The sequence below is a fragment of the Roseobacter sp. FCG-D35 genome (genome assembly GCF_033436665.1).
Lineage (GTDB): Bacteria > Pseudomonadota > Alphaproteobacteria > Rhodobacterales > Rhodobacteraceae > JAWQFO01.
In genome coordinates this window covers 21,873-35,733 of record NZ_JAWQFO010000007.1, presented here as the reverse complement: position 1 = coordinate 35,733, position 13,861 = coordinate 21,873, and the positions used below count along the sequence as shown (strand labels likewise).

The following is a 13,861-nucleotide window of genomic DNA, read 5'->3' as shown; positions in this document are numbered from 1 at the left end:
ATCAGGACGACCACATGAAACGACTTCTTTATCTCTCGGGCCTTCCGGCCGGGTTCGGCGCCAGCCAGGCTTTCGCTCAGGACGGTCTGGAGATCGTGGGTCAGCCGACGCCGGGCGGTATCGGCTTCCAGGCCGCCGTGACGGAGCTGGCGACCGACCTGCAATGGCTCGACCACATGGTGCTGATCATCATCACGCTGATTTCGCTGTTCGTGGTGGCACTGATCCTCTGGGTGATCGTGCGCTACAACGCCAAGCGGAATCCCGAAGCCGCGAGCTTTACCCATAACACCCCGGTCGAGATCGCCTGGACGGTGATTCCGATCGTCATCCTAATCTTCATCGGTGCGTTCTCGTTGCCGACGCTGTTCAAGCAGCAGGAGATCCCGGAAGGCGACATCACCATCAAGGTGACCGGCTACCAGTGGTACTGGGGCTACGAGTACGTCGACGAGGGCCTCGAGTTCTCCAGCTACATGATCGGCGCACCGGCCACCGGCGGAAACAACGTCCTGACGCCGGAAGTGTCCGCGCAGTTGCAGGAAGCCGGCTATTCGGACGAGCAATTCCTGCTCGCCACCGACACCTCGGTCGTAGTGCCCGTGGGCAAGACCATCGTGATGCAGGTGACCGCCGCTGACGTAATCCATTCGTGGACGATCCCGGCGTTCGGCGTGAAGCAGGATGGCGTTCCGGGTCGCCTGGCAGAGCTGTGGTTCAAGCCCGAGCGCGAAGGCGTCTACTTCGGCCAGTGCTCCGAGCTGTGCGGTCTGAACCACGCCTACATGCCGATCACGGTCAAGGTGGTGTCGGAAGAGGCCTATGCCGAGTGGCTGGCCGGCGCCAAGGAGGAATACGCAGGTATTTCGCGAACTCTGACGGTCGCATCGAAGTGAGCACTTCGCGGAGCCGGGTGACCGGCTTCGCAGGATACAGCGAACAGGAACACGGATGTCCGACGTAGGCTATTCCGCACCGACGCAGACGCAGGACGCGCAGATGGGCGATTTCTTCGCCCTGCTCAAGCCGCGCGTGATGTCGCTTGTCGTTTTCACGGCGCTGGTGGGCCTGTTGGCCGCGCCTGTAACGGTGAACCCCGTCGTGGCCTTTGCCTCCATCCTTTTCGTCGCCGTCGGGGCCGGCGCCTCTGGCGCGCTCAATATGTGGTGGGATGCGGACATCGACGGCGTGATGCGCCGCACGGCGCGTCGCCCGATCCCTTCGGGCCGGGTAGAGCCAGGCGAGGCGCTGGGCCTCGGGCTGGGTCTTTCCTTCCTGTCGGTGATGATGCTCGGGCTTGCGGCCAACCTGCTGGCGGCCGCGCTGCTGGCCTTCACGATCTTCTTCTACGCCGTCGTCTACTCGATGTGGCTCAAGCGAGCGACGCCGCAGAACATCGTCATCGGCGGTGCCGCGGGCGCGTTCCCGCCAGTGATTGGCTGGGCCATCGCCACCGGCGGCGTCTCGGTCGAGGCGTGGCTGATGTTCGCGCTGATCTTCATGTGGACGCCGCCGCACTTCTGGGCGCTGGCCCTGTTCATGAAGTCCGACTACGACGATGCCGGCGTGCCGATGCTGACCGTGACCCACGGACGCCGAACCACGCGCACCCACATCCTTGTCTATACCGTCCTGCTGGCCGTGCTGGCACTCGCCACCGGGTTCACCGCGATCGGCGGACCGGCCTACCTTGCCACGGCGCTGGTGCTGAACGCGCTGTTCGTGAAAGGCGCCGTGGACATCTGGCGCCGGGACGAGGCGCAGGCCGAAGCTGACGGCTATGTGGTCGAGAAGAAGTTCTTCCGCCTGTCGCTGTGGTATCTCTTCGTGCATTTCAGCGTGATTCTCGTCGAGGCGGCGATGCGCGCCTTCGCGCTGGGAGCCTGGTGATGCCGATCCGCGCCGAGCACGAGATCCACGATCGCCGCCGGGGCCGGAACGTCGGTGTCGGCCTGCTGCTGGCGGGGTTCGTCGTGCTGGTCATGGCCCTGACGGTGGCAAAGGTGACCAGCGACGACTTCAAGGTTCCGAATGCCGGTGAGGTGACGAACTGATGGCGTTGCAGGGTCCGCAGAAAACCGTTGTCCAACTCGTCGGCGTGGTCGTGACCATGGGCGCCCTGGCCTGGGCCTCGGTCCCCTTCTACGACTGGTTCTGCCGGGTCACGGGTTTCGGTGGCGTGACGCAGATTTCGGACGTCGATTCGGAAGAAATCCTGGATCAGACGGTGACGGTGCGCTTCGACGCTTCGGTCAATCGCGACATGCCGTGGGAGTTCCGCCCCGTCGAGCGTACGATGGAGGTGCGCATTGGCGAGACGGGCCTCGCGTTCTATGAGGCGCACAACCCGACCGACCGGCCCGTGGCGGGGCAGGCGTCCTATAACGTTTATCCCTACGTTGCCGGCGGGTACTTCAACAAGATCGAGTGCTTCTGCTTTACCGAGCAGGTCCTCGAGCCCGGCGAAAGCGTGCAGATGCCGGTGTCGTTCTACGTCGATCCCGAAATCGTCGAAGACGAGGACGGGCAATATGTACACACGATCACGCTTTCCTATACATTCTACCAAATCGACCTGCCCGAAGGCTATGCCGCGCTGCAGGACGAAGCCGCGACAACGGGCACGAGCCTGAACTAGAACAACGCAACTGGGGAACCGACCGCATGGCCCATGCCAAGAACCACGACTATCACATCCTGCACCCCTCGATCTGGCCGTTCCTCGGGTCTATCGGCGGGTTCATCATGCTCACCGGTGCCGTTCTCTGGATGCACGGCATCACGCCCTTCGTCTTCCTGATCGGTTTCGTCCTCGTTCTCTACGTCATGTTCGCGTGGTGGTCCGAGGTGGTCAGCGAAAGCCATGTCGGCGATCACACCCCGGTGGTGCGGATCGGTCTGCGCTACGGGTTCATCCTGTTCATCATGTCCGAGGTAATGTTCTTCGCGGCATGGTTCTGGGCCTTCTTCAAACAGGCCATCTACCCGATGAACGACTACGTGGGCTCGGAATACGTGCCGGCAGAGTTCATCCCTGTCGACGCCTTCCACCTGCCGCTGATCAACACGCTCGTGCTGCTGCTGTCGGGCTGCGCCGTGACCTGGGCGCACCACGCGCTGGTGCACGAGAACAACCGCAAGGACCTGATCAACGGGCTCGCGATCTCGATCGTGCTCGGGATCCTCTTCACCGCGCTGCAGGCCTATGAATACGGCGAACTGCTGCTGCACTACGACTGGACCTTCGGCGGCGACGTCTTCTTCTCGACCTTCTTCATGGCGACGGGGTTCCACGGCGCGCACGTGATCATCGGGACGATCTTCCTGATCGTCTGCCTGATCCGGGCCATGCGCGGCGACTTCACGCCGGAAAAGCACGTCGGCTTCGAGGCGGCGGCCTGGTACTGGCACTTCGTCGACGTGGTCTGGCTGTTCCTGTTCTTCGCCGTCTACATGTGGGGCGGCGCCTGATCCCGACCGGCTGAACGCCCGGCCAGATATTCCCGAAGGCGCGCGGTGCTCCGCGCGCCTTTGTCGTGACCCGAAAGAGGTACCGTCATGCGCCGACTGGCGTTCCTGCTGATCTTCGGCCTCGGCGGCGCTGCCGTGCTCATCGGCTTGGGCACCTGGCAGATGCAGCGTCTGGGCTGGAAGCAGGACATGCTGGCCGACATCGACGCGCGCATCGCGGCGCAGCCTGTGGCGCTGCCCGACAAGCCCGATCCCGTCGCGGACCGCTTTCTTCCGGTACGTGCCGAGGGCGTTTTCGGCGCGCCGGGGTTGCGCGTTCTCGTGTCGGTCAAGCGGGTCGGCGCGGGGTATCGCCTCATCTTCCCCTTCGAGACTTCGTCGGGGCGGCGCATCCTTCTGGACCGCGGTTTCATCCCCAACGATGCGCAACCGGGACCGGTCCCCGAAGCGCCTGTCAGCGTGACCGGTAACCTGCACTGGCCGGACGAAAGCGACGGTTTCACCCCGGCGCCGGACCTCGAGGCCGGTATCTGGTTCGCCCGGGACGTGCCCGAGATGGCCGCGGCTCTCGAGACCGAACCGGTGCTGATCGTCGCCCGCGACGTAGTACCGGCCGACCACACGGTCACGCCGCTGCCGGTGGACGGCGCGGGTATCCCGAACGATCACTTGCAATACGCGATCACCTGGTTTTCTCTCGCCGCGATCTGGCTGGCGATGACGGCCTTCTTCCTGCGCCGCGGGCGCGCCAAGACGAAAAGCTGAGTGTCATGAAGTATATCTCCACGCGTGGAGCCGCCCCCGTCCTGAACTTTGAGGAGGCAATGCTGACCGGCCTCGCCCGCGACGGTGGCCTATACGTTCCCGAGGAAATCCCGGCCCTGCTGCCGGCCGAGATCGCGCAGCTCGAAGGTCTCGGCTACGAGGAGATCGCCTTTCGCGTCATGTACCCCTTCGTCGGCGGCACGTTTTCGGTCGACGAGTTCCGCGGCTGCATCGAGCGTGCCTACACAAGCTTTGGCCACGCCGCCCGCGCCCCGCTTGTGCAGCTCGACCAGGGCCACTTCCTGCTCGAACTCTTCCACGGCCCGACGCTCGCCTTCAAGGATTTCGCGATGCAGCTGATCGGGCAGATGTTCCAGACCGCGCTGGGCCGCGCGAACGAACGCGTGACCATCGTCGGCGCCACCTCCGGCGACACCGGGTCGGCGGCGATCGAGGCGTTTCGCGGCCTCGACAACGTCGATGTCTTCATCCTTTACCCGCATGGCCGCGTCTCCGAGGTGCAGCGCCGCCAGATGACGACGCCCTCCGAGAACAACGTTCACGCGCTCGCCATCGACGGTGATTTCGACGATTGCCAGGCCCGGCTCAAGGACATGTTCAACGATTTCGACTTCCGCGACGGCGTGCGCCTCGCGGGGGTGAATTCGATCAACTGGGGCCGGGTGCTGGCCCAGATCGTCTATTACTTCTCGTCCGCGGTCAGCCTCGGCGCGCCGCACCGGGGGGTCAGCTTCAGCGTGCCCACCGGCAATTTCGGCGACATCTTCGCAGGTTACATCGCCAAGCGAATGGGTTTGCCCATCGAGCGACTGGTGGTGGCCACGAACCAGAACGACATCCTCGACCGCTGCCTGAAGGGGCAGGGCTATCGCAAGGGCGAGACCCGCCCCTCGATCAGCCCTTCGATGGACATCCAGGTCAGTTCCAACTTCGAACGCGCGCTCTTTGATGCCTACGACCGCGACGGCAATGCCGTCTCGCAACTCATGGACGAACTCAAATCCGGTGGCTTCGACGTGAGCCAGGGCGCAATGCAGGTGCTGCAGTCGCATTTCAGCTCCGGCCGCGCCTCCGAAGAGGAAACCTCGGCCACCATCGGTGCGACCCTGCGCGCGAGTGCCGAACTGGTCTGTCCGCACACCGCCGTCGGCATCAAGGTCGCGGACGAACAGCGCGAAGCCGGCACGCCGATGATTACCCTCGCCACCGCCCATCCGGCCAAGTTTCCAGACGCCGTCGAGGCCGCGACCGGCATCCGCCCGCCCTTGCCTCCGCGCATGGCGGACCTGTATGACAAGCCCGAACGCGTGACCCGGCTGCCGAACGATCTCGGCGCGCTCACGCAGCACATCAGGGACAACATCCGCACGTGACACTGCAACAACATCGCCTGCCCAACGGCTTCCGCATCGTGACCGAACGCATGCCGAGCCTCGCCTCGGCCTCCGTCGGCGTCTGGGTCACCGCAGGCGCACGCCACGAGACGCCCGCACAGAACGGCATCGCCCATTTTCTCGAGCACATGGCCTTCAAGGGCACCGCGCGCCGCACCGCGCTGCAGATCGCCGAGGCGATCGAGGACGTCGGGGGCTACATCAACGCCTATACCAGCCGCGAAGTGACGGCCTACTATGCCCGGGTGCTCGAGACCGACGTGCCTCTGGCGCTCGACGTGATCGCCGACATCCTGCTGAACCCGACGCTGGAAAGTTCCGAGATCGAGATCGAGCGCGGCGTGATCCTGCAGGAGATCGGCCAGACTCTCGACACGCCCGACGACGTGATCTTCGACTGGCTTCAGGAAGAGGCCTACCCCGACCAGCCGATGGGACGCACCATCCTCGGCCCGGCCGAGCGCGTCACGGGCTTCGGCCGCGAAGACCTGTCGAACTTCATCGGTGAGCACTACGGACCGGGTCAGATGATCCTCGCCGCCGCCGGTGCGGTCGATCACGACCAGATCGTGAAACTGGCCGAGGAACTTTTCGGTCACATGCCGGAAAAGCCGCTGGCAGAGGTCGCCCGGGCCCGGTTCTCGGGCGGTGAACGGCGCCAGTCGAGAGCGCTCGAGCAGGCGCATTTCGCACTGGCCTTCGAAAGCCCCGGCTACCGCGACGACCAGATCTACACCGCCCAGATCTACGCTTCGGCGCTCGGCGGCGGCATGTCGAGCCGGCTGTTCCAGGAAATCCGCGAACACCGCGGGCTCTGCTACTCGATCTTCGCCCAGGCCGGGGCCTATGCCGACACCGGCATGACGACGATCTACGCCGGCACGAGCGCCGAGCAGTTGCCGGATCTCGCCGGCCTGACCATCGACGAGATGAAGCGCGCGGCCTCCGACATGTCCCCGGCCGAGATCGCGCGCGCCCGGGCGCAGATGAAGGCGGGCCTTCTGATGGGGCTCGAAAGTCCCTCGAACCGCGCCGAACGCCTGGCGCGGCTGGTGCAGATCTGGGACCGGGTGCCGCCGCTCGAGGAAACCGTCGCGCTGATCGATTCGGTGACCACGGGCGACGTGCGCGAGTTCGCCGAGCAGATGGCCGCGCGCGCGCCCATGGCGGCGGCGCTCTACGGACCCGTCGACGCCGCCCCGACGCTGCAGCAGATGCAGGAGCGCCGGGCCGCCTGATGCTGCGGTCCCTGCGCAAGCTCCGGATCGAGACAGAGCGCATGACGCTGCGCCCGCCGGTGCACTCGGATTATCGCGCCTGGTCGGCGCTCAGGGTTCAGAGCATCGAGTACCTGACCCCGTGGGAGCCGTCCTGGGCCGAGGATCACCTCACGCGCAAGGCCTTCACCAACCGCGTCTACTGGGCGCAGCGCTCCGTCGCCTCGGGCACCGCGCTGCCGCTCTTCCTGCTGCGCCGCAAGGACGACACGCTCATCGGCGCCATCACGCTCGACAACGTCCGCCGCGGACCCGCCCAGGCCGGAACCCTCGGCTACTGGACCGGCGAGCCCTTCGCGCGGCGCGGCTACATGCGCGAGGCGATCGATGCCGTGGTGCATCACGCCTTCACGCGGATGGATCTCAGCCGCATCGAGGCCGCCTGCCTCCCCGAGAACCAGGCCTCGCGCGGACTGCTCGAGAAGACCGGCTTCAAGTACGAGGGCGTCGCCCAGAGCTATCTGCAGATCGACGGGCGCTGGCGCACCCATGTGCTCTACGCCGCCCTGCGCGGCGACCGCCGCGGCAAGACCGTCGCAGGCTGATTGGCACCGGCGGGTCGGCGCCCCTTCTCTGGTTGAAAAGTATCCCGGGGTCCGGGGCAGAGCCCCGGTTCCGGCGACCGCAACCCGCACTGCCGCTGGACTTCGCGTCACCCGCGCTAGATGCTCGGACGTGGAGGCCCGCCATGCTCGCCCGACTGCTCCTTTTTCTCGTCCTCGCCGCGCAACCCGCGTTTGCGCAGACCCGGCAGCCCAGTCACTGCATCGCGCTGGCCGACGCCGCTTCCGGGCTCGAATATGTCCAGCCCGCCAGCCTCACTCAGGTCGCCCCGGAAACCGTGCGCATCCACTACATCGCCCATGCGAGTTTTCTCATCCGCAGCCACGGCGGGCTCGACATGGTCACCGATTACACGGGCTTTCTCGGAACCACGCGGCTGATCCCCGACGTCGTTACCATGAACCACGCCCATGACACGCACTGGACCGCGCATCCCGATCCGGCGATCCCCAACGTCCTGCCCGGCTGGGGCCCGTTCGGGCAGGGGATCGACCATCACCTCGACCTCGGCGAAGTGCTGGTGCGCAACGTTTCCACCGACATCCGCTCGCAGTTCGGTGGCGCCGAGCCGAACGGCAACTCGATCTTCATTTTCGAGATGGCGGGGCTCTGCATCGGCCACTTGGGTCATTTGCACCACGAACCCGACCCCGATCAATATGCCGCGATCGGCCGGCTCGACGTGGTGATGGCGCCGGTCGACGGGGGCATGACGCTCGACCTGCCGACGATGATCCGGGTGCTCAAGCGCCTCAAGTCCTCGGTCGTGATCCCGATGCACTGGTTCGGCGGCTACACGCTCGATGCCTTCCTTCTCGGCATGTCCGACGAGTTCGCCGTGGTGCGCACCGGCGCCCCGTCGCTCGACATCTCGCTCGACCGGCTGCCGTCGCGCCCGACGATCATGGTGCTGGACCCGGCCTGGCTCACCGACGACTAGGCTTGCATCCCGCAGCGCCGCGGCGGATCAAGATGGCATGATCCTCAACCCCGCCGATTCCGCCTTCGAGACCCTGTTGCGCGACCACCTGCCCGAGGACGTGCTGCGCCCGCTTGAACCGCGCTACCGCGAGGAGCCGCGGGGCCGCTATTCCGGACAGGACGGGCTGCTGGCCCTGCCGCGTGACGTCGGCGAAGTCGCGACCCTGGTGCGGCTTGCCGCGGAGCGCCGCGTGGCGGTGATCCCGTACGGCGGCGGCACCGGGCTGGTCGGCGGCCAGCTGCTGCCCGACGGTCCCGCGCCGCTGGTGCTGTCGCTCGAACGCATGACCCGCATCCGCGGCGTCTGGACGGAAGAGAACGCGATGATCTGCGAGGCCGGGGTGATCCTCGCGGACGCCCAGGCCGCGGCCGAGGATGCCAACCGGCTGTTCCCGCTCTCACTCGCCGCCGAAGGCTCGGCGCGGATCGGCGGCAACCTCGCCACCAATGCCGGCGGCACCGCCGTGCTGCGCTACGGCAACGCCCGCGAACTCTGCCTCGGGCTCGAGGCGGTGTTGCCGGACGGGCAGGTCTGGCACGGGCTCAGGCGGCTCAGGAAGGACAACACCGGCTACGATCTGCGCCACCTGCTGATCGGCGCGGAAGGCACACTGGGGATCATCACCGCCGCCGCGCTGAAACTCTTTCCGCGTCCCGGTGCGGTGGGCACGGCGATGCTGGTCGTGCCTTCGCCCGAGGCGGCGCTGTCGCTGCTGTCGCTGGCCCGCGACCGGCTCGGCGACATGGTCACCGGCTTCGAGCTGATCGCGGGGCAGGGGCTGCGCTTTCTCGCCGAGAAACTTCCCGCGGTCCGGCAGCCCTTCGACAGCCCGCCAGACTGGACGGTGCTGGCCGAGATCAGTCTGCCGCGCGATCTGGATCCGCAGACGGTGATGGAGGATCTGTTCGTGGCGGGTCACGAGGAAGGGCTCGTGCTCGACGGCGTCGTGGCCCAGAACAAGACGCAGGCGCAGGAGTTCTGGTCCGTCCGGGAACACATCCCCGAGGCCAACCGCGCCATCGGGGCGGTGTCCTCGCATGATCTGTCGGTCCCGCTCGGGGCCATCCCGGAGTTCATCGTGCGTGGCCGCGAGGCGATCGGACGGCTGGGAGATTTCCGGCTCAATTGCTTCGGTCACCTGGGCGACGGAAACCTGCACTACAACGTCTTTCCCCCCGAGGGACGCTCCAAGACCGAGTGCGCGGGGCAAAGCGCCGAGGTGATGCGCGCGCTGCATGATCTCGTGCACGAGATGGGCGGCTCGATCAGTGCCGAACACGGGATCGGACGGCTGAAGGTGGACGATCTCGAGCGCTACGGCGACCCGGCCAAGCTCTCGGCCATGCGTGCGATCAAGGCGGCGCTCGACCCGCAGGGGATCATGAATCCCGGCGCGGTATTGCGCACGGATGGCTAGAACTCGATCATAATAAAACTATCTAAGGGTGAAACCCGTTTTTCGTGTTCCCTGCCTTTTTTGAGCCACATCGGGCTGTCACGACACGGCCATGCCCGTCGTCCTGCTCGTACTCGCCGCCTCGCTTGCTGCCACCGCCATCGCCCGCGCGGTTCCACAATACTCGGACCTGCTGCTGCTGGCCGTGCCGTGCCTCGTCGCGTCCACGATCCTCGTTCTGCGCGGACGCGCCCGACGGGACTCGTCGCAGGACTTCGTTTCCGGCGCCATTCTCGACGGTTCGAACGTCATGCACTGGAAGGATGGGGTTCCCCGGATCGAACCGGTGCGCGAGGTCGCCCGTGCGCTCGAGCAGCGCGGCATCCTGCCCATCGTCGTTTTCGATGCGAACGCCGGGTACCTGCTGTCAGGGCGTTACAGGCATGACGACGATCTCGCGAAAGCGATCGGGATCGCGCCGGCGCAGGTTCTGGTCGTCGACAAGGGAACTCCGGCGGATCCCACGATCCTGCGCCTCGCGCGCCGGTATGGCGCCTTCGTGGTCACCCGCGACCGGTACCGCGACTGGGAGGCCGAGTTCCCCGAAATCCTGGAGCCCGGCCACTTGGTTCCGGGCGGTTACCGGTCGGGTCGCCTCTGGCTCAAACTGCCGAAGCTGGCGGAGGCCGAGACGGGAACCCGGCAGGCGGCCTGACCGTCAGGCCCCTTCGAAATCGCAGAGGGCATGCACGTCCATGCCCATCGCCTCGAGCTTTTGGCGTCCGCCGAGTTCCGGCAGGTCGATGATGAAGGCGCAGGAAACGATTTCGCCGCCCAGTCGCTCGATCAGCTTGATCCCCGCCTCCGCCGTACCACCCGTGGCCAGCAGATCGTCGACGACCAGGATCTTCTCGCCGGCCTGGATCGCATCGTCGTGAATCTCGACGATCGCCTCGCCGTATTCGAGTTTGTAGTCCTGGCTGATTGTTGTGCCCGGCAGTTTTCCCTTCTTGCGGATCGGCACGAAGCCCACCGACAGCTGGTGCGCGATGGCGCCACCAAGGATGAAGCCGCGCGCCTCGAGCCCGACGACCTTGTCGATGTCGATCCCGGCATAGGGATGCAGCATCTGGTCGATCGCCATGCGGAACCCTCGAGGGTCGGCGAACAGCGTCGTCACGTCGCGGAACATGATCCCCTCGTGCGGGAAATCGACGATGGTGCGGATGTAATCCTTGACGGTTTTCATGGGTGGCAAATCTCTCAGTTGGCGCGGCGCATCGTGGCGGTGAACAGCCCCATGCCGATCAGCGCCAGCCCGCCGCAGCGGGTCAGGGCCGCGATGACGCCGGGGCGCCCGAGCCTGCGGCGCAAACGGTCAGCCAGCAGCGCGTAGGCCAGCGCGTTGACGGCAGCCAGGGCGACGAAGGTGGCGATCAGGATGGCGAATTGCGGGGCCAGCGGCAGATCGGGGCGCAGGAACTGTGGTACGAACGCGATGAAGAAGGCGATGCTCTTGGGGTTGAGCGCGGTGACGGCGGCGGCATGACCAAAGACCCCGCGCGTGGTAACGTCACGCACCCGCACAGGTGCCGCATCCGACGCCGGGGAGGCGCGCAAGAGCCTGATCCCCAGCCAGACGAGGTAGGCCGCGCCGATCCATTTCAGGGCGGTGAAAAGCGTCGCAGAGGCCAGCACCAGCGCGCCAAGGCCCAGAAGTGACGCGGTCATGGCGATGAAATCTCCCATGGCGACGCCCGCAGCACAGGATACGGCCACGGTCTTTCCCCGCGACAGCGCGTAGCTGAGGACCAGCAGCACGGTCGGCCCCGGGATCAGCAGAAGGGCGGTGGAGGCGGCGACGAAGGTCAGCCAGGTCTCGAGCGGCATGGTGCGGATCCTCGTCCAGCGCGTGCCGCCCATTCCTTCCAAGTTCCGCGCGGCTTGGCAAGCGGGCTGTCTGTGAAGCCGTTCACAGACCGATTCCCGGTATCGTGGTACCTCTTTCGCATTATCTGCTCGCCCATTGATTCGGAGAAACCGAAATGAAACTCTTTGCTGCTGTCGCGATTGTTCTCGCAACCTCGTCTGCCGTGCATGCGCAGTCCTGCCCACCCACCCACTACCCGTGCGGTGAATCGAGCTGCTGCTCGAAGTAGGGAGGATGACATGCTCACGCTCAAGATCGCGGCCACTGCCGCAGCGTTCACTGTGTCCGGATGGATGGGGTTCACCTGGCTGACGGGCGTCACCGACCCCGACATCTACGCCTATCACGACGTCGATTTCGGCACAGGTTCGATGACTCTGAACCCAGGCAGTATCGTCGCCGTCTCGCCGCGCGGCAAGATCACGGCGATCTGCCGGCTGAAGGCCGACCAGGAAAATATTACGCCGGGTGATCTTTTTACCTACGTCTACTACAACATGCTGCGCGAGGACTTCCCCGAGTTCATCCGGGCGGTCGTCCTGACCCGCGATGCGATCGCCGGCGACACCGTCGAGATCGAGGCACAGAACGGCCAGACGCTGACCTTCAGCACGCCGCCGCGCTCGGGCAAGGCCTTCACCGGTCGCGAGGCGCAGATCCAGGATCTGACCAAAGCTCGTACCTTCGCCGAAGAGGATTGCGAGCGCCAGATGGCCTGGCACCTGAGCAAGGGCTACAAGGCCTGCACAGTTCTCAAGGCGTTGAACGCCGCCGTGCGCGACCCGGCCGGGAACCTGCGGATGAAGACCGTCGCCGTTGCCTTCGCCGAACACTCCAATTTCGTCATGGAGAGCAAGTTCGAAGAGGAGGGAATTCCCTACAACGACGCGGCGCGCAATGCCAATGGCAAGGCCTGTGACGGCACCACGCTGCCCTGGATCGCTCAGCTGCGCAACAAGCTGCAGGTCATCAACCGGGTGGAGATCGCCGCCTCGACGTAACCAGACCCGACGACCGCACCCTCCCGGCGGTCAAGGGTGCCCGGCCTCTGCATCTGGGGCCGGGCTTTTTCCGTCATGTGCAAGTGCAATCCGTCGCAATCGATCGCGTTATGTGAACCAGTTCACACGCCTGTTACAGGCTCAGATGGTATCATGTGAGAATTGAAATACTGCATTTGAAAGGAGATTTGTCATGAAGTATCTAACCGTTCTCACAGTTGTCGCGACGATCTCTGCCGCCACGGCGGCTTGGGCCGGTTGCCCGAGCGGGTATTACAGCTGCGGCACCGATCTGTGTTGTCCGCGATGACACACCGGTCTTTTGAAACCCCGCGCGTTGGTCGCCAATTCGATTACAAGTTCTGGACCATCGTGTCGCTGGTGCTGCTGGCTTTCGGATACAACGTCGCCAAGGAACTCGTCCTCGACGCGGATGATGCCGACATCAGTTACGACAGGCTTTTCGTATCGAGCACCAGGGTGATCGATCCTCACCCGGGTGACGTTTTCATCTACAACCACGCCGATTCGGCTTTCGTGCCGAGCAAGGTCTGCTCGCTGCAGATCTTCGGCGCGCCGCCGGCAGCTACTCAGGGCCTTCGGGCCTCGAACGTCTGGGGGAGCAGCGTCAACGCGACGCTGGCTTCCGTGGGCGGGTATGTCGGAGACAAGATCACCGGGCTCGCCACGGTCAAGAATGCCGAAAGGCACTGGACCTATTCCTGGACCCATCGCCCGCAGGTCAGGGCGCCCATGGAGGAAGACTGCTTCGAGGACGTCAAGACCGCGGCACTGAAGTCGGGTGTCACGCCCTTCGTCGTGGATGCGGTCTACCGCGTCGACAATGCCGGTGGCACGTCGTCCTGGGTCCGTTTCGCAAACCCGCTGATCCTCGACCCTTCCACTTGCGAGACCTGTCCCAAGCCGGTCAGTCTTCGCGACGTGGTGCGCGGCGACCGGATCACGCGCTTCAAGGCCAACTGGGGTTTGGTGCGAGTCGAGTGACTGTATGACTGTATGACCGGATGGCCGGGCGCGCTGGCGCGCGACCGGCCCCTTT

Annotated in this window: 16 protein-coding genes; 14 read left to right on the top strand and 2 right to left on the bottom strand. The window is 65.3% G+C overall.

The window, feature by feature from the left end; translation table 11 throughout:
• Positions 1–14: 14 nt before the first annotated feature.
• The 12 genes from coxB (at position 15) to R5H30_RS15830 (ending at position 10,585) form a co-directional block, all read left to right on the top strand.
• Positions 15–896 (top strand): cytochrome c oxidase subunit II, encoded by an 882-nt coding sequence (coxB, locus tag R5H30_RS15885; RefSeq protein WP_318329500.1) that lies wholly within the window; start codon positions 15–17, stop codon positions 894–896.
• A gap of 55 nt (positions 897–951) precedes the next feature.
• On the top strand, positions 952–1,890 hold the full coding sequence (gene cyoE, locus R5H30_RS15880; protein WP_318329499.1) for a heme o synthase: 939 nt from the start codon (positions 952–954) through the stop codon (positions 1,888–1,890).
• The gene (locus R5H30_RS15875; protein ID WP_318329498.1) at positions 1,890–2,054 is read left to right on the top strand and encodes a cytochrome c oxidase system small membrane protein; all 165 of its coding nucleotides are present in this window, start codon (positions 1,890–1,892) and stop codon (positions 2,052–2,054) included. The genes cyoE and R5H30_RS15875 overlap by 1 nt, the downstream gene beginning before the upstream one ends.
• Positions 2,054–2,638 (top strand): cytochrome c oxidase assembly protein, encoded by a 585-nt coding sequence (locus tag R5H30_RS15870; RefSeq protein ID WP_318329497.1) that lies wholly within the window; start codon positions 2,054–2,056, stop codon positions 2,636–2,638. The genes R5H30_RS15875 and R5H30_RS15870 overlap by 1 nt, the downstream gene beginning before the upstream one ends.
• 26 nt (positions 2,639–2,664) lie before the next feature.
• Positions 2,665–3,471, top strand: a complete 807-nt coding sequence (locus tag R5H30_RS15865; protein WP_318329496.1) for a cytochrome c oxidase subunit 3 — start codon at positions 2,665–2,667, stop codon at positions 3,469–3,471.
• An 87-nt stretch (positions 3,472–3,558) separates the two neighbouring features.
• A complete protein-coding gene (locus R5H30_RS15860) occupies positions 3,559–4,236 on the top strand; it encodes an SURF1 family protein (protein ID WP_318329495.1) in 678 nt (225 codons plus the stop codon).
• A gap of 5 nt (positions 4,237–4,241) precedes the next feature.
• Positions 4,242–5,630, top strand: a complete 1,389-nt coding sequence (gene thrC / locus R5H30_RS15855) for a threonine synthase (protein ID WP_318329494.1) — start codon at positions 4,242–4,244, stop codon at positions 5,628–5,630.
• Complete coding sequence (locus tag R5H30_RS15850; protein ID WP_318329493.1) at positions 5,627–6,889, top strand: M16 family metallopeptidase; 1,263 nt, start codon at positions 5,627–5,629, stop codon at positions 6,887–6,889. The genes thrC and R5H30_RS15850 overlap by 4 nt, the downstream gene beginning before the upstream one ends.
• Complete coding sequence (locus R5H30_RS15845; RefSeq protein WP_318329491.1) at positions 6,889–7,473, top strand: GNAT family N-acetyltransferase; 585 nt, start codon at positions 6,889–6,891, stop codon at positions 7,471–7,473. The genes R5H30_RS15850 and R5H30_RS15845 overlap by 1 nt, the downstream gene beginning before the upstream one ends.
• A 143-nt stretch (positions 7,474–7,616) precedes the next feature.
• Entirely contained in the window at positions 7,617–8,432 is an 816-nt protein-coding gene (locus tag R5H30_RS15840; RefSeq protein WP_318329490.1) for an MBL fold metallo-hydrolase, read from the top strand.
• 37 nt (positions 8,433–8,469) lie between these two features.
• Entirely contained in the window at positions 8,470–9,891 is a 1,422-nt protein-coding gene (locus R5H30_RS15835) for an FAD-binding oxidoreductase (RefSeq protein ID WP_318329488.1), read from the top strand.
• Between the two features lie 91 nt (positions 9,892–9,982).
• Entirely contained in the window at positions 9,983–10,585 is a 603-nt protein-coding gene (locus R5H30_RS15830) for an NYN domain-containing protein (protein ID WP_318329487.1), read from the top strand.
• Positions 10,586–10,588: 3 nt separating this feature from the next.
• On the opposite strand, the gene R5H30_RS15825 is transcribed toward R5H30_RS15830, so the two are convergent.
• Both R5H30_RS15825 and R5H30_RS15820 read right to left on the bottom strand, forming a co-directional pair.
• Complete coding sequence (locus R5H30_RS15825; RefSeq protein WP_318329486.1) at positions 10,589–11,119, bottom strand: adenine phosphoribosyltransferase; 531 nt, start codon at positions 11,117–11,119, stop codon at positions 10,589–10,591.
• A 14-nt stretch (positions 11,120–11,133) separates the two neighbouring features.
• Positions 11,134–11,760, bottom strand: coding sequence for a LysE family translocator (locus R5H30_RS15820; RefSeq protein ID WP_318329485.1), 627 nt, complete (start codon positions 11,758–11,760; stop codon positions 11,134–11,136).
• A gap of 279 nt (positions 11,761–12,039) precedes the next feature.
• Here R5H30_RS15820 and R5H30_RS15815 point away from each other — a divergent pair, with 279 nt between their 5' ends.
• Both R5H30_RS15815 and R5H30_RS15810 read left to right on the top strand, forming a co-directional pair.
• The gene (locus R5H30_RS15815) at positions 12,040–12,801 is read left to right on the top strand and encodes a hypothetical protein (protein WP_318329484.1); all 762 of its coding nucleotides are present in this window, start codon (positions 12,040–12,042) and stop codon (positions 12,799–12,801) included.
• 306 nt (positions 12,802–13,107) lie between these two features.
• Positions 13,108–13,806 (top strand): hypothetical protein, encoded by a 699-nt coding sequence (locus R5H30_RS15810; protein WP_318329483.1) that lies wholly within the window; start codon positions 13,108–13,110, stop codon positions 13,804–13,806.
• Positions 13,807–13,861: the final 55 nt, after the last annotated feature.